The sequence below is a fragment of the Pseudomonas entomophila genome (genome assembly GCF_023277925.1).
Lineage (GTDB): Bacteria > Pseudomonadota > Gammaproteobacteria > Pseudomonadales > Pseudomonadaceae > Aquipseudomonas > Aquipseudomonas entomophila_D.
Window position 1 is genome coordinate 4,258,304 of the sequence record NZ_CP063832.1, and the last position, 24,187, is coordinate 4,282,490.

The 24,187-nt window shown below is 64.2% G+C and carries 22 protein-coding genes and 1 pseudogene; 13 read left to right on the forward strand and 10 right to left on the reverse strand.

Translation table 11 applies throughout. The annotated features are described in order from the left end of the window. Window positions 1-34 precede the first annotated feature (34 nt). Complete coding sequence (locus IM733_RS18885; RefSeq protein WP_248918006.1) at window positions 35-1,591, forward strand: phospholipase D family protein; 1,557 nt, start codon at window positions 35-37, stop codon at window positions 1,589-1,591. A gap of 73 nt (window positions 1,592-1,664) precedes the next feature. Here IM733_RS18885 and IM733_RS18890 read toward each other — a convergent pair whose 3' ends face one another. Further along, entirely contained in the window at window positions 1,665-2,804 is a 1,140-nt protein-coding gene (locus IM733_RS18890; protein WP_248918007.1) for an MFS transporter, read from the reverse strand. A gap of 118 nt (window positions 2,805-2,922) precedes the next feature. After that, window positions 2,923-4,416, reverse strand: a complete 1,494-nt coding sequence (locus IM733_RS18895; protein ID WP_248918008.1) for an aldehyde dehydrogenase — start codon at window positions 4,414-4,416, stop codon at window positions 2,923-2,925. Window positions 4,417-4,612: 196 nt separating this feature from the next. On the opposite strand from IM733_RS18895, the gene IM733_RS18900 reads away from it, so the two are divergent. Beyond that, window positions 4,613-4,972 carry a cupin domain-containing protein gene (locus IM733_RS18900; protein ID WP_125466055.1) on the forward strand — a complete coding sequence of 120 codons (360 nt, stop codon included), beginning with the start codon at window positions 4,613-4,615 and terminating at the stop codon, window positions 4,970-4,972. A 97-nt stretch (window positions 4,973-5,069) separates the two neighbouring features. On the opposite strand, the gene rpmG is transcribed toward IM733_RS18900, so the two are convergent. Both rpmG and rpmB read right to left on the reverse strand, forming a co-directional pair. Next, the gene (gene rpmG / locus IM733_RS18905) at window positions 5,070-5,225 is read right to left on the reverse strand and encodes a 50S ribosomal protein L33 (RefSeq protein ID WP_003253507.1); all 156 of its coding nucleotides are present in this window, start codon (window positions 5,223-5,225) and stop codon (window positions 5,070-5,072) included. Between the two features lie 11 nt (window positions 5,226-5,236). Then, entirely contained in the window at window positions 5,237-5,473 is a 237-nt protein-coding gene (gene rpmB, locus IM733_RS18910) for a 50S ribosomal protein L28 (RefSeq protein WP_054894119.1), read from the reverse strand. Between the two features lie 372 nt (window positions 5,474-5,845). Here rpmB and IM733_RS18915 point away from each other — a divergent pair, with 372 nt between their 5' ends. After that, window positions 5,846-7,435: an ABC transporter substrate-binding protein gene (locus tag IM733_RS18915; protein ID WP_248918009.1), complete on the forward strand. Its 1,590-nt coding sequence runs from the start codon at window positions 5,846-5,848 to the stop codon at window positions 7,433-7,435. Window positions 7,436-7,492: 57 nt separating this feature from the next. On the opposite strand, the gene radC is transcribed toward IM733_RS18915, so the two are convergent. Continuing rightward, window positions 7,493-8,173, reverse strand: a complete 681-nt coding sequence (radC, locus tag IM733_RS18920; protein ID WP_102684800.1) for a RadC family protein — start codon at window positions 8,171-8,173, stop codon at window positions 7,493-7,495. A gap of 127 nt (window positions 8,174-8,300) precedes the next feature. Here radC and coaBC point away from each other — a divergent pair, with 127 nt between their 5' ends. The 4 genes and pseudogenes from coaBC (at window position 8,301) to argB (ending at window position 12,405) form a co-directional block, all read left to right on the forward strand. Next, window positions 8,301-9,512, forward strand: coding sequence for a bifunctional phosphopantothenoylcysteine decarboxylase/phosphopantothenate--cysteine ligase CoaBC (coaBC, locus tag IM733_RS18925; protein WP_248918010.1), 1,212 nt, complete (start codon window positions 8,301-8,303; stop codon window positions 9,510-9,512). A 5-nt stretch (window positions 9,513-9,517) separates the two neighbouring features. Next, window positions 9,518-9,973 (forward strand): dUTP diphosphatase, encoded by a 456-nt coding sequence (dut, locus tag IM733_RS18930; protein WP_011536398.1) that lies wholly within the window; start codon window positions 9,518-9,520, stop codon window positions 9,971-9,973. A 122-nt stretch (window positions 9,974-10,095) separates the two neighbouring features. Further along, window positions 10,096-11,469, forward strand: a pseudogene (locus IM733_RS18935) (phosphomannomutase/phosphoglucomutase); the annotation flags it as partial. Window positions 11,470-11,499: 30 nt separating this feature from the next. Continuing rightward, on the forward strand, window positions 11,500-12,405 hold the full coding sequence (gene argB / locus IM733_RS18940; RefSeq protein ID WP_248918011.1) for an acetylglutamate kinase: 906 nt from the start codon (window positions 11,500-11,502) through the stop codon (window positions 12,403-12,405). A gap of 98 nt (window positions 12,406-12,503) precedes the next feature. On the opposite strand, the gene pyrE is transcribed toward argB, so the two are convergent. After that, window positions 12,504-13,145 (reverse strand): orotate phosphoribosyltransferase, encoded by a 642-nt coding sequence (pyrE, locus tag IM733_RS18945; RefSeq protein ID WP_248918012.1) that lies wholly within the window; start codon window positions 13,143-13,145, stop codon window positions 12,504-12,506. A gap of 80 nt (window positions 13,146-13,225) precedes the next feature. On the opposite strand from pyrE, the gene IM733_RS18950 reads away from it, so the two are divergent. After that, a complete protein-coding gene (locus tag IM733_RS18950) occupies window positions 13,226-14,005 on the forward strand; it encodes an exodeoxyribonuclease III (protein ID WP_011536402.1) in 780 nt (259 codons plus the stop codon). A 58-nt stretch (window positions 14,006-14,063) separates the two neighbouring features. On the opposite strand, the gene rph is transcribed toward IM733_RS18950, so the two are convergent. Next, window positions 14,064-14,786, reverse strand: a complete 723-nt coding sequence (rph, locus tag IM733_RS18955) for a ribonuclease PH (RefSeq protein WP_011536403.1) — start codon at window positions 14,784-14,786, stop codon at window positions 14,064-14,066. Window positions 14,787-15,014: 228 nt separating this feature from the next. Between rph and IM733_RS18960 the strand changes: the two genes are divergently transcribed. Together IM733_RS18960 and gmk are read left to right on the forward strand one after the other, a co-directional pair. Further along, window positions 15,015-15,878 (forward strand): YicC/YloC family endoribonuclease, encoded by an 864-nt coding sequence (locus tag IM733_RS18960; RefSeq protein ID WP_011536404.1) that lies wholly within the window; start codon window positions 15,015-15,017, stop codon window positions 15,876-15,878. Window positions 15,879-15,891: 13 nt separating this feature from the next. Continuing rightward, window positions 15,892-16,512, forward strand: coding sequence for a guanylate kinase (gene gmk / locus IM733_RS18965; protein ID WP_248918013.1), 621 nt, complete (start codon window positions 15,892-15,894; stop codon window positions 16,510-16,512). A gap of 94 nt (window positions 16,513-16,606) precedes the next feature. Here gmk and IM733_RS18970 read toward each other — a convergent pair whose 3' ends face one another. The 3 genes from IM733_RS18970 to IM733_RS18980 all read right to left on the reverse strand — a co-directional run bounded on the left by IM733_RS18970 (window position 16,607) and on the right by IM733_RS18980 (window position 20,419). Continuing rightward, entirely contained in the window at window positions 16,607-18,145 is a 1,539-nt protein-coding gene (locus IM733_RS18970; protein ID WP_248918014.1) for an APC family permease, read from the reverse strand. Window positions 18,146-18,258: 113 nt separating this feature from the next. Beyond that, window positions 18,259-19,032 carry a gamma-glutamyl-gamma-aminobutyrate hydrolase family protein gene (locus tag IM733_RS18975; protein WP_248918015.1) on the reverse strand — a complete coding sequence of 258 codons (774 nt, stop codon included), beginning with the start codon at window positions 19,030-19,032 and terminating at the stop codon, window positions 18,259-18,261. Between the two features lie 4 nt (window positions 19,033-19,036). Next, on the reverse strand, window positions 19,037-20,419 hold the full coding sequence (locus IM733_RS18980; RefSeq protein ID WP_432760375.1) for a glutamine synthetase family protein: 1,383 nt from the start codon (window positions 20,417-20,419) through the stop codon (window positions 19,037-19,039). Between the two features lie 206 nt (window positions 20,420-20,625). Here IM733_RS18980 and IM733_RS18985 point away from each other — a divergent pair, with 206 nt between their 5' ends. From IM733_RS18985 to spoT, 3 genes are all read left to right on the forward strand, one after another. Further along, window positions 20,626-21,501 (forward strand): LysR family transcriptional regulator, encoded by an 876-nt coding sequence (locus IM733_RS18985; RefSeq protein WP_248918016.1) that lies wholly within the window; start codon window positions 20,626-20,628, stop codon window positions 21,499-21,501. A gap of 238 nt (window positions 21,502-21,739) precedes the next feature. Beyond that, window positions 21,740-22,003, forward strand: coding sequence for a DNA-directed RNA polymerase subunit omega (gene rpoZ, locus IM733_RS18990; RefSeq protein ID WP_008091595.1), 264 nt, complete (start codon window positions 21,740-21,742; stop codon window positions 22,001-22,003). Window positions 22,004-22,062: 59 nt separating this feature from the next. After that, the gene (gene spoT / locus IM733_RS18995) at window positions 22,063-24,171 is read left to right on the forward strand and encodes a bifunctional GTP diphosphokinase/guanosine-3',5'-bis pyrophosphate 3'-pyrophosphohydrolase (protein ID WP_248918017.1); all 2,109 of its coding nucleotides are present in this window, start codon (window positions 22,063-22,065) and stop codon (window positions 24,169-24,171) included. Window positions 24,172-24,187: the final 16 nt, after the last annotated feature.

A 24,187-nucleotide genomic window follows, 5' to 3' on the forward strand; every position in this document is an offset into this window, starting at 1 on the left:
GCACCGCTCACCCGCCGTACAGGACGATCGACCCTTGAGACTCCAGCGAGCCCTGCCTCTGCTGTTGGCGCTACTGCTCGGCCTTGCGGGCTGCGCCAGCCTCGACACACCTCGCGAAGTCAGCCAGGCCCTGCCGGCGGCCGACTCGGCGTTCGGCCGCTCGGTGCTGCGCCAGGCCGCGCCTTATGGCGGGCGTTCGGGCTTTCGCCTGCTACCCAACAGCAACGAGGCGTTTCGCGCCCGTGCCGAGCTGATCCGCAACGCCCAGGCGAGCATCGACCTGCAGTACTACATCGTCCACGACGGCCTCAGCACCCGCGCCCTGGTCCACGAGCTGCTGCGCGCCGCCGACCGCGGCGTGCGCGTGCGCATCCTGCTCGACGACACCACCAGCGACGGCCTCGACAACCTGATCGGCACCCTCGCCGCCCATCCGAATATCCACATCCGCGTGTTCAACCCACTGCACCTGGGGCGCGAAACCGGTGCCACCCGCGCCATGGGCCGGCTGTTCAACCTGTCACGCCAGCACCGGCGCATGCACAACAAGTTGTTCCTGGCGGACAACAGCATGGCCATCGTCGGCGGGCGCAACCTGGGCGACGAGTACTTCGACGCCGAGCCCAACCTCAACTTCACCGACATCGACCTGCTGGGGGTGGGCCCGGTGGCCGAGCAACTCGGTCACAGCTTCGACCAGTACTGGAACAGCGCCCTGAGCCGCCCCATCGGCGACTTCCTCTGGCGCCAGCCCGACGCCGACGACCTGCACGCCAGCCGTCAACGCCTGGAAACCTGGCTGGCCAAGGCACGGATCGAGCGCAAGGCCTTGTATGACCGGCTGATGGACTACCAGTACCAGCCGCGCCTGGGGCTGTGGCGCAACGAGCTGATCTGGGCCCACAGCCAGGCACTGTGGGATGCGCCGAGCAAGGTCCTGGCCGACGATGAGCCCGACCCGCAGTTGCTGTTGAGCCGACAGTTGGCGCCGGACCTGAACAGCGTCCATCGCGAACTGATCTTGGTCTCGGCCTACTTCGTGCCGGGTGAGACGGGCCTGGTGTACCTGACCGGCCGCGCCGACGCCGGCACCTCGGTCAAGCTGCTGACCAACTCGCTGGAAGCCACCGACGTGCCGGCCGTGCACGGTGGCTACGCGCCCTACCGGCGCGCCCTGCTCGAACATGGCGTGCAACTGTACGAGCTGCGTCGCCAGCCGGGCGAGAAGCGGCCGCGGCATGGCCTGGGTTTCCACGGCAGTTCCGATTCGAGCCTGCACAGCAAGGCGATGGTGTTCGACCGGCGCAAGACCTTCATCGGCTCGTTCAACTTCGACCCGCGCTCGGTGCTGTGGAACACCGAGGTGGGGGTGCTGGTGGACAGCCCGGAACTGGCCGAATACACCCGCGACCTGGCGGTGCAGGGCATGGCGCCAGCCTTGAGCTACCAGCCGATGCTGGTGGGTGGGAAGATGGTCTGGGCCACCGAGGACAATGGCCAGCGGCACATGCTGGTGACTGAGCCCGGGGGGATCTGGCGGCGGCTCAATGCCTGGATCAGCAAGGCGGTCGGGTTGGAGAAGATGTTGTAGCTACCGGCCCATTCGCCGGCAAAGCCGGCTCCTGCAGGGTACAGCGTTTGCCATGCAGGAGCCGGCGAACCGATCAGGCGGACACCGGCTCCAAGGCTCCCCGCCTACGGATCAACACCACTAACCCGGCTGCGCCCGCCGCCATCAACAACGGCAATGCATGCCCGCTGATCCACTGGCTGCCCGCCCCGGCCAGCAACGGTCCGATCAGGCAACCGATGCCCCACAGCTGAGCCACATGGGCATTGGCCCGCACCAGTTCGTCATCCCGGTACCGCTCGCCGATCAGCACCAGCGACAGGGTGAACAACCCGCCCGCGCTGGCCCCGAACAGCACCCACAACGGCCAGATCACCGGCGTGTGCAGCAGCAGCGGAATCGCCAGGCTGCTGGCCAGCAAGGTCAGCGCACACCCACCGAACAGCGAACGACGGGACATCCGGTCGGCCAGCGCGCCAATGGGCAGCTGCAGCACCGCGTCGCCCACCACCACGGTACTGACCATGAACAGCGCCACTTCCGTGGTAAAGCCCTGCTGCAGGCAATACACCGGCAACAATGTGAGAATCATCGCTTCGAAGGCGGCGAACAGCGCGATGGCCCAGGCAATTACCGGCAAGCGCCGGCAGAAGCCGAACAGGTCGCGGAAGGTGACGCTGCACGCCTCGGTGGTCGGCGCACCGCCTCGCCCCAGCAGAATCAAGGGCGCAACCAGCAACAGAGCGGTTGCGGCCCAGAAACCGAAATCGTCGTCCGAACCAAGGAAGCCCAGCACCATGGGCCCGGCCAACTGGCTCAAGGCATAGCTGCTGCCGTACAACGCCACCAGCCGCCCACGCCACTGCTCGACCACCAACTGGTTGATCCAGCTTTCACCAAGGATGAACACCACGGTCAGCGACATGCCGATCATCAGGCGCAGCAGCAACCACAGCGGGTAGCTCGGCAGCAGCGCCACCAGTCCAATAGACAGCGCGCCCCCCCACAAACACAGGCGCATCGCTGCTGGAACGCCGACCCAGCCCGCCAGGCGGCTGGCCACGGCGGCGCCAACCAGCACACCCAACGCCGGCATCGCCGCCATCACCCCGATGGCGAACCCACCGTAGCCCCAAGCCTCCAGGCGCAAGGACACCAGCGGCATGCTCACGCCGAGCGCGAGCCCGACACTGAGCACCGCCGCCAGCACGGCAAAGTAGGTTCCCCAACGCATCACAGCCTCCTTTAGCGCAAATCGTGTATGACAGAGACGACAAAGCCGGGACGGTGTGAACCGGCCCGGCTGTTTCCGGCCCATCGCGGGGCAAGCCCGCGATGGAGACGTCAGCGGATCACAGCTTGATCCAGGTCGCCTTCAGCTCGGTGTACTTCTCCAGCGCATGCAGCGACTTGTCACGGCCATTGCCCGACTGCTTGAAGCCACCGAACGGCGCGGTCATGTCGCCGCCGTCGTACTGGTTGACCCAGACGCTGCCGGCACGCACGGCGCGGGCGGTCTTGTGGGCCTTGGAGATGTCCGAGGTCCAGATGCCGGCCGCCAGGCCATACGGGGTGTCGTTGGCGATGGCGATGGCTTCTTCGGCGGTGTCGAAGGTGATCACCGACAGCACTGGGCCGAAGATTTCTTCCTTGGCGATGCGCATGGCGTTGGTCACACCGTCGAAGATGGTCGGCTCGACGTAGGTGCCACCGGTCTCCTCAAGGGTGCGCTTGCCACCGGCCAGCAGCTTGGCGCCGTCCTGGTGACCGGCGTCGATGTACGACAGCACGGTGTTCATCTGCTGGGTGTCGACCAGCGCACCGACGGTGGTCGCCGGGTCCAGCGGGTTGCCCGGCTTCCAGGCCTTGAGGGCCTCGACCACCATGGGCAGGAACGTGTCCTTGATCGAGCGCTCGACCAGCAGGCGCGAACCCGCGGTGCACACTTCGCCCTGGTTGAAGGCGATGGCACTGGCGGCGGCCTCGGCGGCGGCCTGCAGGTCAGGGGCGTCGGCGAAGACGATGTTCGGGCTCTTGCCACCGGCTTCCAGCCAGACACGCTTCATGTTCGACTCGCCCGCATAGACCATCAACTGCTTGGCGATCTTGGTGGAGCCGGTGAACACCAGGGTATCGACGTCCATGTGCAGGGCCAGGGCTTTGCCCACGGTGTGGCCGTAGCCTGGCAGTACGTTCAGCACGCCTTTCGGGATGCCGGCCTCGATCGCCAGCTGGGCGATGCGGATGGCGGTCAGCGGCGACTTCTCGGACGGCTTGAGCACGATGGAGTTGCCGGTGGCCAGGGCCGGGCCGAGTTTCCAGCAGGCCATCAGCAGCGGGAAGTTCCACGGTACGATGGCACCCACCACGCCCACTGGCTCGCGGGTCACCAGGCCCAGTTGGTCATGCGGGGTCGGGGCGACTTCGTCGTAGACTTTGTCGATGGCTTCGGCAGTCCAGTGGATGGCGTTGGCCGCGCCTGGAATGTCGATGGTAGAGGAGTCACCGATCGGCTTGCCCATGTCGAGGGTTTCGAGCAGGGCCAGCTCTTCGACGTGCTGGCGCAGCAGGCCGGCGAAGCGGATCAGGGTTGCCTTGCGCTTGGCCGGGGCCAGGCGCGACCAGGCGCCGGATTCGAACACGGCGCGGGCGTTCTCCACAGCGCGGTTGGCGTCGGCCAGGTCGCAGCTGGCGACCTTGGCCAGGAAGCGTCCGTCCACCGGGCTCAGGCAGTCGAAGGTGTCACCGGATGCGGCATCGGTGTATTCGCCGTTGATGAAGGCGCGGCCTTCGATCTTCAGTTGCTGGGCACGCTGTTCCCAGTCCGCACGAGTCAGGGTGGTCATAGGAAACTCCTCTCTTGTTAAGGTGCAACGCCGCACTGAGGACTCACGGGCGCTGTCAGAAATTCTGGCCGGGTGACGAACGCACACCGGCATCCGACACCCTAAACCAGGGCGGAGAAACTATCAATATATTTGACACGAATGGCCTAAAAGCCTACTGATGTGCATTTTATTAAACAACAACAGGGTAACCACCATGAGCATTGCCAGCATCGTCGACTTCGCCCAGGTTCTGACCGAGGCCGAACGCTATCGCCCCGCGGCGGAAAAAATCCTCAAGGGCGAGCCTGACCAGGCTGTCTACAATCATTACTCCAGCCCCTGCGGGCAGTTCGCCGCCGGTGTCTGGGAGGGTGAAGTGGGTCAATGGACGGTGAACTACACCGAGCACGAGTACTGCGAGATCGTCCAGGGCGTGTCGGTGCTGCGCGATCAGGAAGGCAATGCCAAGACCCTGCGTGCCGGCGATCGCTTCGTCATCCCGGCCGGCTTCAAGGGCACCTGGGAGGTGCTGGAACCATGCCGCAAGATCTATGTGATGTTCGAGCAGAAGTAACCTTGTGGGGGCGGGCTTGCCCCGCGATTGCCGATTCGCAGGCATAAAAAAACCCGCCACCTTGCGGTTGCGGGTTTTTTCACAGGTTGCCGATCAATTACTTGATCTTGGCTTCCTTGTAGACCACGTGCTTACGAACGACCGGATCGTACTTCTTGATCTCGATCTTGTCCGGCGTGGTGCGCTTGTTCTTGTCGGTGGTGTAGAAGTGGCCAGTGCCAGCACTCGATACCAGACGGATCAATTCACGCATGATGTTCTCCCTTAAACCTTGGCGCCAGCTTTGCGGATGTCGACCAGAACGGCATCGATGCCGCGCTTGTCGATGATACGCATGCCTTTGGCGGAAACGCGCAGACGCACGAAACGATTCTCGGACTCAACCCAGAAACGGTGGTGCTGCAGGTTTGGCAGGAAACGACGACGGGTTTTGTTGTTTGCGTGGGAAATGTTGTTCCCGGTTACTGGACCCTTACCAGTAACTTGACAGACTCTCGACATGCCTCAGCCCTCTAAAACCACATGCCCAACCCGGCATGGGTTGGCCGCTTAATCTCTCAGTCAATGGCGCCAAGGCGCCGTGTTCCTGGGGGTCTTATCAGCCGTGTGCGCTTTCGCGACAGACCGAGCCCCTAGAAAAGAGCGCTGCTTTATACCAGAAAGACTCCGCCACAACAACAGAAGATGAGTTTTCTGGTCGGGCCGAGCGCGCCGGGGCAGCATACCGACTGGGTCGGCAAGCTGTCGACCGCCCGTCGCCGAATTAATACGAAAGGGTGTGGTCATTTGCCCATGTCCGCACTAGGGTAGGACATTTCCTGAGTTTTCCAGACTGCACCGGCAGATGGGACATCGACCAGCCAAGGAGTCACCATGCGTGCCGCCGCTCTCTCCCTCCTGTTCACCACCCTGTGCGCCGCAGGCTTGGCCCAAGCCGCGCCGTTGTCCGTGTGCACCGAAGCCAGCCCCGAAGGCTTCGACGTGGTGCAGTACAACTCGCTGACCACCACCAACGCCTCGGCCGACGTGCTGATGAACCGCCTGGTCGAGTTCGACGCGGGGCTTGGCAAGGTGGTGCCGAGCCTAGCCGAAAGCTGGACGGTGTCGCCGGACGGCCTGATCTACGACTTCAAGCTGCGCCCGGGCGTGAAGTTCCACACCACGCCGTACTTCAAGCCGACCCGCGAACTGGACGCCGATGACGTGCTGTTCAGCTTCCAGCGCATGCTCTACCCGGCCCACGCCTGGCACAAGACTGCCCCAGGTGGTTACCCGCACGCTCAGTCGTTGCAGCTGGGCAGCCTGATCAAGCTGATCGAGGCCCCCGAACCGCACACCGTGCGTTTTACCCTCACCCACCCGGACGCCACCTTCCTGGCCACCCTGAGCATGGGCTTCGCCTCGATCTACTCCGCCGAGTACGCCGACGCCCTGCTCAAGGCCGACACTCCGGAAAAGCTCAACAGCCAGCCAGTGGGCACCGGCCCGTTTGTCTTCCAGCGTTTCCAGAAGGACGCCGTGGTGCGCTATCGCGCCAACCCCGACTACTTTGCCGGCAAGCCGTCCGTCGACCCGCTGGTCTACGCCATCACCCCGGACGCCAACGTGCGCCTGCAGAAGATCAAGCGCGGCGAGTGCCAGGTCGCCCTGTCACCCAAACCGCTGGACGTCGCCGAGGCTGGCAAGGACGGCAACCTCAAGGTGGTCACGACGCCGGCGTTCATGACCGCCTTCGTCGCCATCAACAGCCAGCACCCGCCGCTGGACAAGCCTGAGGTGCGCCAGGCGATCAACCTCGCCTTCGACAAGGCCGCATATTTGAAAGCGGTGTTCGACGACACCGCCACCGCCGCCAACGGCCCGTATCCGCCGAATACCTGGAGTTATGCCAAGGACCTGCCCGGCTACACCCAGGACCCGAAAAAAGCCAAGGCGCTGCTGGCCAAGGTCGGCCTGGCCAACGGTTTCGATACCACGATCTGGACCCGCCCGGCGGGTAGCCTGCTCAACCCCAACCCCAGCCTGGGCGCACAGATGCTGCAGGCGGACCTGGCAAAAGTCGGCATCAAGGCCGAGATCCGCACCATCGAGTGGGGCGAGCTGATTCGCCGCGCCAAGGCCGGCGAGCACGACCTGCTGTTCATGGGCTGGGCCGGCGACAATGGCGACCCGGACAACTTCCTCAGCCCGCAGTTTGCCTGCGCGGCGCTCAAGTCCGGGACCAACTTCGCGCGGTTCTGCGACAACCGCCTGGACCAGCTGATCAACGCAGGCCGCACTACCAATGACCAGAGCGTACGCAGCCGCCTGTACCAGCAGGCGCAGACGCTGATCCAGCAGCAGGCGCTGTGGCTGCCGCTGGCTCACCCGACGGCGGCCGCGCTGCTGCGCCAGGACGTACAGGGTTACCAGGTGAGCCCGTTCGGGCGGCAGGATTTCAGCAAGGTCTCAGTCAACCGCTGACGCCCAATCGCGAGGCAAGCCCACAGTCATTGTGACAGCGGGCTTGCCCCGCGCTGCCTAACCGGCCAGCCACCCATGCTCGACCATCGACAACGGCTCGCCATCACCCACGATGACATGGTCCAGCACTCTCACATCGATTAATGCCAGTGATCGTTTCAAAACAAGCGTCAGGTGCACATCATCCTGACTTGGCTCGCAATTGCCCGACGGATGGTTGTGACAGAGGATCAAGGCCGCAGCGTTGTGCAGCAAAGCCCGTCGCACCACTTCGCGCGGATAGATGCTCGCCCGGTCGATCGTGCCGCGGAACAGGATCTCGAACGCCAGCGGCCTGTGCTTGGTGTCCAGGAACAGACAACCGAACACCTCGCTGGCCTCATGCCGCAGCATCGCCTTCAGGTAACGCCGCACAGCCAGCGGGCTGTCCATGACCGACTCGCGCTCGATGGACGTCGCCAGGTTCCTGCGCCCGATTTCAAGCAAGGCCTGCAACTGGCTGTACCTCACTGGCCCCAGCCCCAGTTCGCCAAGAAACGCCTGTCGATCAGCCTCGAGCACCTGACGCAAGCCGCCGAATTTCAGCAAGAGCCCGCGCGCCAGCTCCAGCACGTTGCGCCCTTTCACGCCGGAGCCGAGAAATACTGCAAGCAGTTCTGCATCGGAAAGGCTGCCAGACCCGCGCTGCAACAACTTCTCTCTCGGCCGTTCTTCAGCCGGCCATTCCCTGATGTTCATCTCCCCTCCTCGCCTGCCACTACGGCCCTTTTGGGCGCTGTGTTAATCTAGTTCGCTTCGAAAATGCGACGATCTGCCGCAGGCAGCTGTCGTCGCCGCCCGCTTTCACTGGAATAAGGCAAGGCCTATGCAGCGGTTGTATCGCAAGCGCATCGTTCTCGGCGTCGGTGGCGGCATCGCCGCCTACAAGAGCGCCGAGCTGATTCGCCGACTCCTGGAACACGGCGCGCAGGTGCGCGTGGTCATGACCCGGGGTGGCGCCGAGTTCATCACCCCGCTCACGCTGCAGGCGCTGTCCGGCCACCCGGTGCATATGGACCTGCTCGACCCCGCCGCCGAAGCGGCCATGGGCCATATCGAGCTGGCCAAGTGGGCCGACTTGGTGCTGATCGCCCCGGCCACCGCCGACCTGCTGGCGCGCATGGCCCAGGGCATGGCCGACGACCTGCTGACCACCCTGGTGCTGGCCACCGACGCCACCGTGGCCGTCGCCCCGGCGATGAACCAGGCCATGTGGCGCGACCCGGCCACCCAAGACAACCTCGACCTGCTCAAGCGCCGTGGCATCCAGGTGTTCGGCCCGGCCTCCGGCAGCCAGGCCTGTGGCGACGTGGGCCTGGGCCGCATGCTCGAGGCCACGGACCTGGCCTGGTGCGCCGCCGAGAGCTTCAAGCGCGAGGCCCTGACCGGCAAGCACGTACTGATCACCGCAGGCCCGACGCAGGAAAACATCGACCCGGTGCGCTACATCACCAACCATAGTTCAGGGAAGATGGGCTTCGCCCTGGCCGAAGCCGCCGCCGAAGCCGGGGCCCGGGTGACCCTCGTCACCGGCCCGGTACATCTGCCGACCCCCGATCGGGTCAACCGCATCGACGTGGTCAGCGCGCGAGACATGCTCGCAGCCTGTGAAGCAGCCATGCCCTGCGACCTGTTCATCGCCTCGGCCGCGGTCGCGGACTACCGTCCGGAAGTCGTCGCCCCACAGAAGCTCAAGAAAGATCCCACCACAGGCGACGGCATGCTGCTGCAGATGGTGCGCAATCCCGATATCCTTGCGACCATTGCCGGCCGGCCTGATCGCCCGTTCAGCGTGGGCTTCGCCGCCGAGACCGAGCACCTGCTCGACTACGCCACGCGCAAGCTCAAGGACAAGAACCTCGACCTGATCGTCGCCAATGATGTGGCCAACCCCAGCATCGGCTTCAACAGCGAGGAGAACGCCCTGACCGTGATCGACCGCCAGCAGCACCAGACCCTCTTCGCGCAGACCAGCAAGGGCAAGATCGCCCGCCAGCTGGTTGCCTTCATCGCCGAACGGCTCAACCAGGTTCAATAAGTTACATGCACGCTCTTCAAGCCAAGATCCTCGACCCACGCCTGGGCACCGAATTCCCCCTGCCGCAGTACGCCACCCCGGGCTCCGCCGGCCTGGACCTGCGCGCCCTGCTCAAGGAGGACACCGTCCTCGAGCCGGGCCAGACCCTGCTGATCCCCACCGGTCTGTCGGTGTACATCGGCGACCCAGGCCTGGCGGCCATGATCCTGCCGCGCTCGGGCCTGGGCCATAAGCACGGCGTGGTGCTGGGCAACCTGGTCGGTCTGATCGACTCGGACTACCAGGGCGAGCTGATGGTCTCCTGCTGGAACCGCGGCAACACCCCGTTCACCATCACCATCGGCGAGCGCATCGCACAGCTGATCCTGGTACCGGTGGTGCAGGCGCACTTCGACATCGTCGAGCAGTTCGACGAGACCCAGCGCGGCACCGGCGGCTTCGGCCACTCCGGCACCCGCTGACCGTTCGCGCCATGGATGGCGAACTCTCTGGTGATTCCACCGTCCAAGCGTTCAGTTTGTGCCTGCCCAGAAGCCCTTGACCTACGGAGTCCCCAGAGATGAACGACATGGCCCACCTGGTACCCGCACTGCCCGACAGCATCTTCCGCGCCTATGACATCCGTGGCGTGGTCGGCAAGAACCTGCACGCCGAAACCGCCTACTGGATCGGCCGCGCCATCGGTGCCCAGACCCTCGCCCAGGGCGAACCGCAGATCTCGGTCGGCCGCGACGGTCGCCTGTCCGGCCCGATGCTGGTCGAGCAACTGATCAAGGGCCTGGCCGACGCCGGTTGCCAGGTCAGTGACGTCGGCCTGGTACCGACTCCGGCGCTGTACTATGCCGCCAACGTGCTGGCCGGCAAGTCGGGGGTGATGCTCACCGGCAGCCACAACCCGTCGGACTACAACGGTTTCAAGATCGTCATCGCTGGCGACACCCTGGCCAACGAACAGATCCAGGCCCTGCTGACGCGCCTGAAGACCAACGACCTGACCCGCGGCGAAGGCCGGGTGCAGAAGGTCGAGATCCTCGACCGCTACTTCCAGCAGATCACGGGCGACGTGAAGCTGGCCAAGCGCCTCAAGGTCGTGGTCGACTGCGGCAACGGCGCCGCCGGCGTGGTCGCCCCGCAATTGATCGAAGCCTTGGGCTGTGACGTGATCCCGCTGTTCTGCGAAGTCGACGGCAACTTCCCCAACCACCACCCGGACCCGGGCAAACCCGAGAACCTGGAAGACCTGATCGCCAAAGTGAAAGAGACCGGCGCCGATATCGGCCTGGCCTTCGACGGCGACGGTGACCGCGTGGGCGTGGTGACCAACACCGGCAGCATCGTCTACCCCGACCGCCTGCTGATGCTGTTCGCCCGGGACGTGCTGTCGCGCAACCCCGGCGCCGAGATCATCTTCGACGTGAAGTGCACCCGCCGCCTCACCCCACTGATCGAACAGCACGGTGGCCGCGCGCTAATGTGGAAGACCGGCCATTCGTTGATCAAGAAGAAGATGAAGCAGACCGGCTCGCTGCTGGCCGGCGAGATGAGCGGGCACATCTTCATCAAGGAGCGCTGGTACGGCTTCGACGACGGCATCTACAGCGCCGCGCGCCTGCTGGAAATCCTCAGCAAGGCCGGCCAGGACGCCGAAACCCTGTTCGCCGCGTTCCCCAATGACATTTCCACGCCGGAAATCAACATTGATGTGACCGACGAGGGTAAATTCAGCATCATTGATGCACTGCAACGCGACGCCGACTGGGGCGTGGCCAACCTGACCACCATTGACGGTGTGCGGGTCGACTACCCACACGGCTGGGGCCTGGTCCGCGCCTCCAACACCACACCGGTGCTGGTGCTGCGCTTCGAGGCCGACAGCGAAGCAGAACTCGACCGAATCAAGGCTGTATTCCGCACGCAGTTGCTGCGAGTCCAACCAGACCTGCAACTGCCGTTCTGACGACTATCCGTTCCTTACCTGGAGCCCTGCATGACCCTCGATCGCGATGCCGCTTCCCATGTAGCCGAGGTTTTGTCCGAAGCACTGCCTTACATCCGCCGTTTCGTCGGCAAGACCCTGGTGATCAAGTACGGCGGCAACGCGATGGAGAGCGAGGAGCTCAAGACCGGCTTCGCCCGTGACATCGTGCTGATGAAGGCCGTGGGCATCAACCCGGTGGTCGTGCACGGCGGCGGCCCGCAAATCGGCGACCTGCTCAAGCGCCTGTCGATCGAGAGCCACTTCATCGACGGCATGCGCGTCACCGACGCGGCGACCATGGACGTGGTGGAGATGGTCCTGGGCGGCCAGGTCAACAAGGATATCGTCAACCTGATCAACCGCCACGGCGGCAGCGCCATCGGCCTGACCGGCAAGGACGCGGAGCTGATCCGCGCGCGCAAGCTCACCGTCACCCGCCAGACCCCCGAGATGACCACCCCGGAAATCATCGATATCGGCCACGTGGGTGAGGTGGTGAGCGTCAACACCGACCTGCTGAACATGCTGGTCAAGGGTGACTTCATCCCGGTGATCGCGCCGATCGGCGTGGGCTCAAACGGTGAGTCGTACAACATCAACGCCGACCTGGTGGCCGGCAAGGTGGCCGAGGCACTGAAAGCCGAGAAGCTGATGCTGCTGACCAACATCGCCGGCCTGATGGACAAGCAGGGCCAGGTGCTGACCGGGCTGACCACCGAGCAGGTCAACGAGCTGATCGCCGATGGCACCATCTATGGCGGCATGCTGCCGAAGATCAAGTGCGCGCTGGACGCAGTCCAGGGTGGCGTGAACAGCTCGCACATCATCGACGGCCGCGTACCGAACGCCGTGCTGCTGGAAATCTTCACCGATAGCGGTGTGGGCACCCTGATCACCAACCGCAAGCGGCACTGATCGACCTGAAGGGCTCTTTCACCGGCTTGCCGGCGAAGAGGCCAGGGCAAACAAAAAAGGCGACCCATTGGGTCGCCTTTTTCATTGTCGGGCCGGAGTCAGATCCCGTATTGCGCCCGGTACGCCTCGACCGCCGGCAGGTGCTGCTTGAGCTGCGGGTCATCCGCCAGGAACTCCAGCACCTGTGTGAGCGAAACGATGCTGACCACCGGGATACCAAAGTCGCGCTCGACTTCCTGGATCGCCGACAGCTCGCCATTGCCACGCTCCTCGCGGTTCAGCGCGATCAGCACGCCGGCGGCCTTGGCCTGTTGATTGCTGATGATCTGCATCACTTCGCGGATGGCGGTACCGGCGGTGATCACGTCATCGATGATCAGCACATTACCGGCCAGCGGGGCGCCGACCAGGCTGCCGCCTTCGCCGTGATCCTTGGCCTCTTTGCGGTTGAAGCACCATGGCACGTCGAGCTGGTGCTGCTCGGCCAATTGCACCGCAGTGGCCGCAGCCAACGGGATGCCCTTGTAGGCGGGGCCGAACAACACGTCGAACGGGATCTTGCTGTCGACGATGGCCCCCGCGTAGCAACGCCCCAGCTGGGCGAGCGCGGAACCTGTGTTGAACAGGCCGGCATTGAAGAAGTACGGGCTGGTACGCCCCGATTTCAGGGTGAACTCACCGAAGCGCAGAACGCCGCGATCGATGGCAAAACGGATGAAGTCGCGCTGATACGGCTGCATGAAAGGTCCCGGACACCACGGATTTAGCTAAATGTGTTGAGCTCGGGTATCATACACGCACGAGATTTTTGGGGCCATTTATGCGGATCATCAGTGTGAACGTAAATGGCATTCAGGCTGCGGCCGAGCGTGGATTGCTCAGCTGGTTGCAAGCCCAGAATGCCGACGTCATCTGCCTTCAGGATACCCGCGCCTCGGCCTTTGAACTCGACGACCCAGCTTTCCAGCTCGATGGCTATTTCCTTTACGCCTGCGACGCGGAGGTGCCCACCCAAGGTGGCGTGGCACTCTACTCGCGCATGCAGCCCAAGGCAGTCATCACAGGCCTGGGCTTCGAGACAGCCGACCGCTACGGGCGTTACCTGCAAGCAGACTTCGACAAAGTCAGTATTGCCACCCTGCTGCTACCTTCAGGCATGAACGGCGACGACGACTTGAACCAGAAATTCAAGTTGATGGACGACTTCGCCAAGTACCTGGACAAGCAGCGTCGCAAGCGTCGCGAGTACATCTATTGCGGCTCGTTTTACGTGGCGCAGCAGAAGCTCGACATCAAGAACTGGCGCGACAGCCAGCAGTCGGTCGGTTTCCTGCCGCCTGAGCGTGCCTGGATGGACGCCATCACCGGCGACATGGGCTATGTCGACGCGCTGCGCGAAGTCAGCCGCGAAGGCGACCAGTACAGCTGGTGGCCGGACAACGAGCAGGCAGAAATGCTCAACCTGGGTTACCGGTTCGACTACCAGATCCTCACCCCAGGCCTGCGCCGTTTCGTGCGCAATGCCCGCCTGCCGCGCCAGCCACGCTTCTCGCGCCATGCGCCGCTGATCGTGGACTACGACTGGACCCTCACCATCTGAGGCCTCCAAATACAAGAAAGCCGACTTCACGTCGGCTTTTTTGCATCCGTAAGAACGGTCAGTCGGCCAACGCGGCCTGCTGCAGCTCGAAGATCTCGCCCATGCCCTTCTGCGCCAGCGCCAGCATGGCGTTGAAGTCTTCAGGCTGGAACGGCGCGCCTTCGGCGGTGCCCTGCACTTCGATGAAACCTCCAGCACTGGTCATGACCACGTTCAGGTCGGTCTCGGCGGCGGAGTCCTCGAGGTAGTCGAGGTCGAGCACGGCCTCGCCCTGGTACATGCCCACCGACACCGCGGCGATCATGTGCTTGAGCGGGTTGCCACCCTTGAGGCCGCCACGTTTCTTGATCACTGCCAGGGCGTCGCACAGGGCAACCATGGCGCCGGTGATCGACGCGGTGCGGGTGCCGCCGTCGGCCTGGATCACGTCGCAGTCGACGTACAGCGTGATGTCACCCAGCTTGCTCATGTCCAGCGCGGCGCGCAGGGAGCGGCCAATCAGGCGCTGGATCTCGAGGGTGCGGCCGCCTTGCTTGCCGCGGCTGGCCTCGCGCTGGTTACGCTCGCCAGTGGAGCGCGGCAGCATGCCGTACTCGGCGGTCAGCCAGCCTTGACCCTGACCTTTGAGGAAGCGGGGAACACCATTTTCGACGCTGACCGTGCAGATGACCTTGGTGTCACCGAACTCGACCAGTACCGACCCCTCGGCGTGCTTGGTGTAGTTGCGGGTGATGCGGATCGAGCGGAGCTGATCGGCGGCGCGACCACTTGGACGTTTCATCTGGGATACCTGTACCGGGACTTTGAATCTGCCGAGCATTATAGGGCGCGACGCCCGGCGAGGACATGCCTATCGTCGCACTCGGGGCAGCCTGTCGACTTTTCCCATCACCGCCACGGCGCGCCTGTAGCATGGCTGGATTGGGCGCCTGGGCCGCACTGCGCTACAATCCTGCGCCTTGCAGCCGAAAGGCTTTCCCGCTCACCCGAATTACGCGAGGTACTCCCCATGGTGCACAGCATGACCGCTTTTGCTCGTGTCGAGCGCGCTGGCAGCCAAGGCACCCTGGTCTGGGAGCTCCGCTCGGTCAACCATCGTTATCTCGAACCCCACCTGCGCCTGCCCGAGGCCCTGCGCGACCTCGAGGGCGCGGTACGCGAAGGACTGCGCCAAGGGCTGTCGCGCGGCAAGGTCGAGTGCACCCTGCGTCTGAACGAAGACAGCACTGGCAAGCCATTGCAGGTCGACCGTGAACGCGCCGCGCAACTGGTCGCCGCCGCCGAGACCGTGGCCAGCCTGATCAAGCAGCCAGCGCCGCTCAATCCGCTGGAAGTACTGGCCTGGCCAGGCGTGCTGGTGGCGGACGCCACCGACCCCCAGGCACTGAACGCCGAAGCCATCGCCCTGTTCGACGAAGCCCTGACCGAACTCAAGGCTGGTCGTCAACGTGAAGGCGTCGAGCTGGCCCGCCTGATCAACGAGCGCCTGGACAGCATGGCCACCGAGGTCGCCACTCTACGCACCCTGGTGCCACAGATGCTGGCCGTGCAACGGCAGAAGATCCTCGACCGCTTCGGCGACATGAAGGCCGAGCTCGACCCGCAGCGCCTGGAGCAGGAGATGGTCCTGCTGGCCCAGAAGAGCGACGTCGCTGAAGAGCTGGACCGCCTCAGCACCCATGTCACCGAGGTGCGCCGGGTGCTCAAGTCCGGCGGCGCCGCCGGCCGGCGCCTGGACTTCCTGATGCAGGAACTCAACCGCGAAGCCAACACCCTGGGCTCCAAGGCCTTCGACCCGCGCAGCACGCAAGCGGCGGTCAACCTGAAGGTACTGATCGAGCAGATGCGTGAACAAGTACAGAACATCGAGTAAGGCCACCCCTACCATGAACCACAGCAGCGGCACCCTCTATATCGTTTCGGCCCCATCCGGCGCCGGCAAGACCAGCCTGGTCACGGCGCTGATCAGGGACGACCAGCACGTCCGCGTTTCGGTCTCGCACACCACCCGCACCATGCGCCCAGGCGAAGAGCACGGCGTGAACTATCACTTCGTCATCCATGAAGAGTTCAAGGCGTTGATCGCCAAGGGCGACTTCCTGGAGCACGCCGAGGTATTCGGCAACTTCTACGGCACTTCGCGCAGCGCCCTGCAGGAAACCCTCGACCAGGGCTACGACCTGATCCTGGAGATCGACTGGCAAGGCGCCCAGCAGGTGCGCAAGCTCATGCCTGAGGCGCTCTCGGTGTTCATCCTGCCGCCGAGCCAGGAGGCCCTGCGCCAGCGTCTTGATGGCCGCGGCCAGGACAGCGAGGAGATCATCGCCGGGCGCATGAAGGAAGCGGTCAGCGAGATGGTGCACTACGACGAGTATGACTACGTCATCATCAACGATGACTTCGGTGTGGCGCTGGAGGAGTTGAAGGCGGTGTTCAAGGCAAATCGCCTGCTGCTGAAGAAACAGCAACAGCGCCATGGGGCGCTGCTGGAACAGCTGGTCGGCTGAGCGTGCATTCGCCGGCAGGCCGGGTCCTACAGGTGCGACACCCAACCCGTAGGAGCCGGCTCGCCGGCGAAGTGCTGCAAAGCAGCCCCATTCTTCATTCCTGTAACTGAAGGGTCGCCTGCTGACGCAGGGTAGCCCCCAGGAAATACGCCGGCGCCCGCAGGCGCGAGAGCATCATCAGCACGATCCCCAGCGCCGAGATGATCGCCGCGATCACGAACACCAACCCCAGTCCCCCCACATGCGAGCCGCTGCCGAAATCCGGCGAGGCGCTGTCGATCGCCGTGCGCACGAAGATCACCGACAGGATCACCCCGCCCACCAGCGGGCACGCGCCGCGCATGAAGAAGTGGCGCAGGCTGTCGAACAGGCTGTGGCGGAAGTACCACACGCAGGCGAACGCGGTCAGTGAGTAGTAGAAGCAGATCATCATGCCCAGGGCGGTGATGGTGTCGGCCAGCACGTTCTCGCTCAGGGTGCGCATGGTCACGTAGAACAGGCCAGCGGCGACCCCGGCGCAGATGGTCGCGTAGCGCGGGGTCTGCGAACGCGGGCAGACCTTGGCAAAGCGCTGCGGCACGGCGCCGTAGTAACCCATGGCCAGCAAGGTGCGCGCAGGCGAGACGAAGGTCGATTGCAGCGACGCCGCAGTACTGGCCAGCACCGCGATCGACATCAGGATCGCCAGCGGCCCCATGACCGGCCCGGCCAAGTGGGCGAAGACGTTCTCCTGGATGCGCGGGTTGTTCAGGCCCAGGCCATCTTCGCTGATCCCGGCGAACTGCAGGGTGGCAATGGCGGTCAGCAGGTACAGGCCTAGAATCAGCAACACCGTCCAGGTGGCGGCCTTGCCCGGTACCTCTTCACTGCCAACCGACTCTTCGCTGACGGTCAGGCATACGTCCCAACCCCAGAAGATGAAGATCGACAGCGACAGGCCAGCGGCGAACGCCGAGAACGACTCGACGCCGAACGGGTTGAACCAGGCAAGATCGAATGCCAGCGGCGGCGGCGCCGTGGTCTCGCTGAAGGCGGCAAAAGCGAAACCGATCAACACCAGCAACTGCAAGGCTACCAGCCCGTACTGCACGGTCATGGTGGTGGCCATGCCACGACAACAGATCCACACCGCCAGGGCGATGAACACGCAACACGTGACGACGTTGATCAATAAGTTGTCCGCCAGGGCTGCCAGCTCCTGGTTGCCGGTGATCTGGGCGATGAACAGATAGAAGAAATCGACCGCCACTCCTGCGAGGTTGGACAGCACGATGGTGGTGGCGACCACCAACCCCCAGCCGCCGATCCAGCCGATCATCGGGCCGAAGGCACGGGCCGACCAGGTAAAGGACGTGCCGCTGTCAGGCTCTGCCGAGTTGAGCTCACGGTAGCCGAGGGCAACCAGTAGCATCGGCAGGAAGCCGACGATGAACACCGCCGGCAGGTGCGCGCCGACCTCGCGCACGGTCGGGCCGAGCGCGCCGGTCAGGGTATAGACCGGGGCGATGGTGGAAATGCCCAGCACCACGCTGGCCAGCAGGCCGAGGCGGCCTTTGGCCAGGCCCTTGCCGCGCTGGGTGTTGCCCGAGTCGGCCGCGTCGGGTGGGCGGCCGGCTTCTGTGTATTCATTCATGAGTCTGTGCCGTAACTATTGGAATTGTTTTCACAGGCCCGCCGTAGAGGGCCCGCTTTCACTCATTGAAAGCTCGCGGTAGGGGCACGGTCATCCAAGACCTTCGGCTAACGTCACACTGTTTTCGGACGCACACCTTCCCGTGCAGCATGGGCAATGCAGGCTTCGCGGAACGCCTCGAACAGGCGCAGCGAAACCGGGTTTTCGGCGAAACGCCATTCAGGGTGCCACTGCACACCGAGTACAAAGCCCGGCGCATCAGGCATCGACACCGCTTCGATCAGGCCATCCGGGGCCCGTGCCTCGACGCGCAGGCCCGAGGCCAGGCGATCGATGCCCTGGCTGTGCAGCGAGTTGACCTCGAACCGCGCAGCCAGGCCCAGGCGCTCGAACATCCCGCCCAGCTCGATGCCGACAGGATGACGAGGGCCGTACTGCACCTCCAGGGGTGCATCCTCAGGTTCGCGGTGGTCCAGGTAACCGGGCAGTTCCTGCACGCGCTGGTGCAGGCTGCCACCCAGGGCCACATTCAGTTCCTGGAAGCCACGACAGACGCAGAACACCGGCACGCCAGCGGCAATCGCCGCCTGCAGCAGCGGCAAGGTCAGACGGTCACGGGCAAGATCGTGCCGGGTACCTTCCGCGCTGGGCGCGCCATTGTAATGATGCGGCTCGACATTTGAAGGTGAACCGGTAAAAAGAATGCCGTCGAGCCGCGCCAGCAGCGCCTGCGTGTCGCTGCCGCCGTCACGCGCTGGCAGGATCAGCGGCAGCCCGGCAAAGCCTGCGGCCTCGACATACTTGTCGCCCACCGTGTGCGACGAGTTCTTCCCCACCTGCTGGCGGCAGGCGCTGACACCGATCAAGGGGACCGCAATTGCGCTCATGGGCTTACACCGTGTGCAGGTACCAGTTGTACTCGAGGTCGGAGATCGACACTTCGAACTCGGCCAGCTCGCTCTCCTTGCAAGCCACGAAGATATCGATGTAGTCCGGGCTGATGTATTGGTTGAGCACTTCGCTGTCGTCCAGCGCACGCAGGGCGTCGCGCAAGTTGTTCGGCAGGCTTTGTTCCAGTTGCTCGTACGAGTTGCCTTCGATCGGCGCATCCGGCTCAACCTGGTTGGTCAGCCCGTGGTGGATGCCGGCGAGGATCGCCGCGAGCATCAGGTACGGGTTGGCGTCGGCGCCGGCCACGCGGTGCTCGATACGCACGTTTTCGCTGCTATCAGTCGGTACGCGGACCGCCACGGTACGGTTGTCCAGGCCCCAGCTTGGAGCATTGGGCACGTAGAACTGGGCACCGAAGCGGCGGTAGGAATTGATGTTCGGGCAGAGGAAAGCCATCGATGCCGGCATGGTCTCCAGCACGCCACCGATGGCGTGGCGCAGGGTGTCGCTCTGCAGCGGGTCTTCTTGGGCGAAGATGTTCTTGCCGGTCTTCTTGTCCAGCAGCGAGATGTGCACGTGCAGGCCGTTGCCGGCCTGGCCCGGGTAGGGCTTGGCCATGAACGTGGTGTCCATCTCATGGTCGTAGGCGACGTTCTTGATCAGGCGCTTGAGCAGGATCGCGTAATCGCAAGCCTTCAGCGGGTCGGCGACGTGGTGCAGGTTCACTTCGAACTGCGCCGGCGCGCTCTCCTTGACGATGGCGTCGGCAGGCAGGCCTTGCTCCTTGGCAGCCTCGAGCATGTCCTGCAGGCAGTCGGCGTATTCGTCGAGGTCATCGATCAGGTACACCTGAGTGGACTGCGGGCGTTTGCCCGAGATCGGCGAGCGCGGCGGCTGCGGGCGGCCGTTGAGGTTGTCCTGGTCGATCAGATAGAACTCCAGCTCGAACGCGGCGCAGATATCCAGGCCCAGGTCGTCGAACTTGCTCACCACCTGGCGCAGCACTTCCCGCGGGTCGGCGAAGAACGGTGCGCCGTCCAGTTCGTGCATGGTCATCAGCAACTGTGCGGTCGGGCGCTTCTGCCATGGTTCGTCCGACAGCGTACCGGCGATCGGGTAGCAGATACGGTCGGCGTCGCCGATGTCCAGGCCCAGGCCGGTGCTCTCGACGGTCGAGCCATTGATATCCAGGGCGAACAGCGAAGCCGGCAGGTTGATGCCTTTCTCATAGACCTTGTGCAGGCTGGCGCGCTCGATACGCTTGCCGCGCACCACGCCGTTCATGTCGGAGATCAGCAGGTCGACGTACTGGGTATCCGGATGGGCATCCAGGAATTCATTCATCTCGCGGGAAGAACTGGCGCACGGGGAGACCGACGTCATGGCTGTACATCCTTTGATTCGGAGCGGCGATGTGGGGGCTACGGCTGACGCCTCGAAGGGCGACGATGGAATTGCTGTTGTTCTTTTCACTGACCCATCGTGGGGGCTGGTTGCCGACCGGCTGCATTGATTCCCGGGGGCCGTTCCACTATAAAATGGCCTCCACGCAACAGACATTGGCATTTCGGCAAGCAGAGCGTGCATCAATGCAATATCAGATCAACCACGCCGACCTCTCCCTGGTCCTGGCACTGGAGCGCGGCCGCTCGCTGGCAAAGGCCGCCGAACTGCTCAAGGTGGACGTTTCCACGGTATTCCGCTCGATCCGGCGGCTGGAGTCGGCGCTGGGCACCGCCTTGTTCGTCAAGAGTCGCAAGGGCTACCTGCCCACCGACACCGCCCAGGCCCTCGCCGAGCAGGCCGAGCGCGCCGAACAGGCGCTGGATGCGGCGCGCATCGCGCTGACCAGCGGCGAGCAAGTGGTCAGCGGCACGGTCCGCGTGACCTGCACCGAAGCGGTCCTGCACAGCCTGCTGCTGCCGGCGCTGGCCGACTTCATGCCCAACTACCCCGCGCTGTCGCTGGAGATGGGCACATCCAACACGTTCGCCAACCTCAGCCGGCGCGATGCCGACATCGCCCTGCGCCTGACCAACACCCCACCGGAGCACCTGGTCGGCCGCTGCCTGGGCTCGACGTCCTACGTGATCTGTGGCCGCCCGGAGCTGCGCGAACGGCTCCAGGCGTCCGCCACCGGTGTGCCGTGGATCGCCCCCGACGACTCCATGCAGGACCATGCCACCGTGGTCTGGCGCAACCAACACCACCCTGGGCTGATCCCGCGCTACCAGTGCAGTGGCATGTCGACCATCGCCCAACTGGTGACGACTGGCCTGGGCGTGGCGGCGCTGCCCGACTACATGGTTCATGACCTGCCCGGTGTGGAGGCGCTGAGCGGCCCGCTGCCTGGCTGCGACACGCAGTTGTGGTTGCTGACCCGCCCGGATTGCCGTGCTTTGCGCTCTGTGCAGACGTTGTTCGAGGAGCTGACTCCGCGCCTGCGCGACGCAATGTTGCGTTAACGCGTCAGGGGCGGTTGTTTTCGGATAACAAGAACCGTTATCGTCCGACTCAGGCTTGGTGTGGACTTCTTCGTGGGCAAGCCCGCTCCCACAGAACCCGCGAAAACGACTCAACCAGCACTGGCGGACAGGCACCCGACAAAACAGCCCTTCCCTATTGGCTGGTGATTTTTTAAACTATCGAGTCCGCCTGCCCATTCTGGGCGCACGCCTACCGCATTTGCTACTGAGGAAGACCATGGCCCGCGTAACTGTTGAAGACTGCCTGGAACACGTGGATAACCGCTTCGAGCTGGTCATGCTCTCGACCAAGCGCGCCCGCCAGCTCGCGACCGGCGGCAAAGAGCCACGCGTTGCGTGGGAAAACGACAAGCCAACCGTCGTCGCCCTGCGTGAAATCGCCGAAGGCATCGTCACCCCAGAGTTCATCGCCGCCGAAGAGATCGTCACCGAGGATCCGGTATTCGCCGCGTTCGAGGACGAGAACAACGAGGCCGTCTGATTGATGCCCAGTCGACACCGTGCGGCGCAAGGCCCTCTTCTTCAGCAAGAGGTGAAACCATGCCGGGTATAGAAGCCCTCGCCGAACGGCTGTCGACGTATCTGGGCCCCGAACAGGTCAACCTGGTCCGGCGCGCCTACTTCTACGCCGAACAGGCCCACGATGGCCAACGCCGCCGCAGCGGCGAGCCCTACGTGACCCACCCACTGGCGGTCGCCAGCATCCTCGCCGACATGCACATGGACCATCAGAGCCTGATGGCGGCCATGCTGCACGACGTGATCGAAGACACCGGCATCGCCAAGGAAGCCTTGAGCCAGCAGTTCGGCGAGACTGTCGCCGAACTGGTCGACGGGGTCAGCAAGCTGACCCAGATGAACTTCGAAACGAAAGCCGAGGCGCAAGCCGAAAACTTCCAGAAGATGGCCATGGCCATGGCCCGCGACATCCGCGTGATCCTGGTCAAGTTGGCCGACCGCCTGCACAACATGCGCACCCTGGAAGTGCTGTCCGGCGAAAAACGCCGGCGCATCGCCAAGGAAACCCTTGAGATCTACGCCCCCATCGCCAATCGCCTGGGCATGCACACCGTGCGCGTGGAGTTCGAGGACCTGGGTTTCAAGGCCATGCACCCAATGCGCTCGTCGCTGATCCACCGGGCGGTCAAGAGCGCGCGCGGCAACCGCAAGGAAATCGTCGCCAAGATCGAAACCTCGCTGGCCAATTGCCTGGCCGCCGACGGTATCGAGGGCGAGGTCAGCGGCAGGCAGAAACACCTCTATGGCATCTACAAGAAGATGCGCGGCAAACGCCGCGCCTTCACCGAGATCATGGACGTGTACGCCTTCCGCATCATTGTCGACAAGGTCGACACCTGCTACCGCGTGCTGGGTGCCGTGCACAACCTGTACAAGCCCCTGCCCGGCCGGTTCAAGGACTACATCGCGATCCCCAAGGCCAACGGCTACCAGTCGCTGCACACCACGCTGTTCGGCATGCACGGCGTGCCCATCGAGATCCAGATCCGCACCCGTGAAATGGAAGAGATGGCCAACAACGGCATCGCCGCGCACTGGCTGTACAAGTCGAACGAGGAAGAACAACCCAAGGGTAGCCATGCCCGCGCCCGTCAGTGGGTCAAGGGCATCCTCGAGCTGCAGCAACGCGCCGGCAACTCGCTGGAATTCATCGAGAGCGTGAAGATCGACCTGTTCCCGGACGAGGTCTATGTCTTCACCCCCAAAGGCCGGATCATGGAGCTGCCCAAAGGCTCCACCGCCGTCGACTTCGCCTACGCGGTGCACACCGACGTCGGCAACAGCTGCATCGCCTGCCGCATCAACCGTCGTCTGGCGCCGCTGTCCGAGCCGCTGCAGAGCGGCTCGACCGTCGAGATCGTCAGCGCTCCGGGCGCACGCCCCAACCCGGCCTGGCTCAACTTCGTGGTCACCGGCAAGGCGCGCACGCACATCCGCCACGCCCTCAAGCAACAGCGCCGCTCCGAGTCGATCAGCCTCGGCGAGCGCCTGCTGAACAAGGTGCTGACCGGCTTCGACAGCAGCCTGGAGCAGATCCCCCAGGAACGCATCCAGGGCATCCTCACCGAGTATCGCCTGGAACTGGTCGAAGACCTGCTCGAGGACATCGGCCTGGGCAACCGCATGGCTTATGTCGTCGCCCGTCGCCTGCTGTCCGCCGAAGGCGAGCAGCTACCAACACCTGAAGGCCCGTTGGCGATCCGTGGCACCGAGGGCCTGGTGCTCAGCTACGCCAAATGCTGCACCCCGATCCCGGGCGACCCGATCGTCGGCCACCTGTCGGCGGGCAAGGGCATGGTCGTGCACCTGGAAGACTGCCGCAACATCAGTGAAGTCCGCCACAACCCGGAAAAGTGCCTGCAACTCTCCTGGGCCAAGGACGTCACCGGCGAATTCAACGTCGAATTGCGCGTCGAGCTGGAGCACCAGCGCGGCCTGATCGCCCTGCTGGCCAGCAGCGTCAACGCCGCCGACGGCAACATCGAGAAAATCAGCATGGACGAACGCGACGGCCGTATCAGCGTGGTCCAACTGGTGGTCAGCGTGCGCGACCGCGTGCACCTGGCTCGCGTGATCAAGAAGCTGCGCACCTTGACCGGCGTGGTCCGCATCACCCGGATGCGTGCGTAGTCCGCCAACCGCAAGG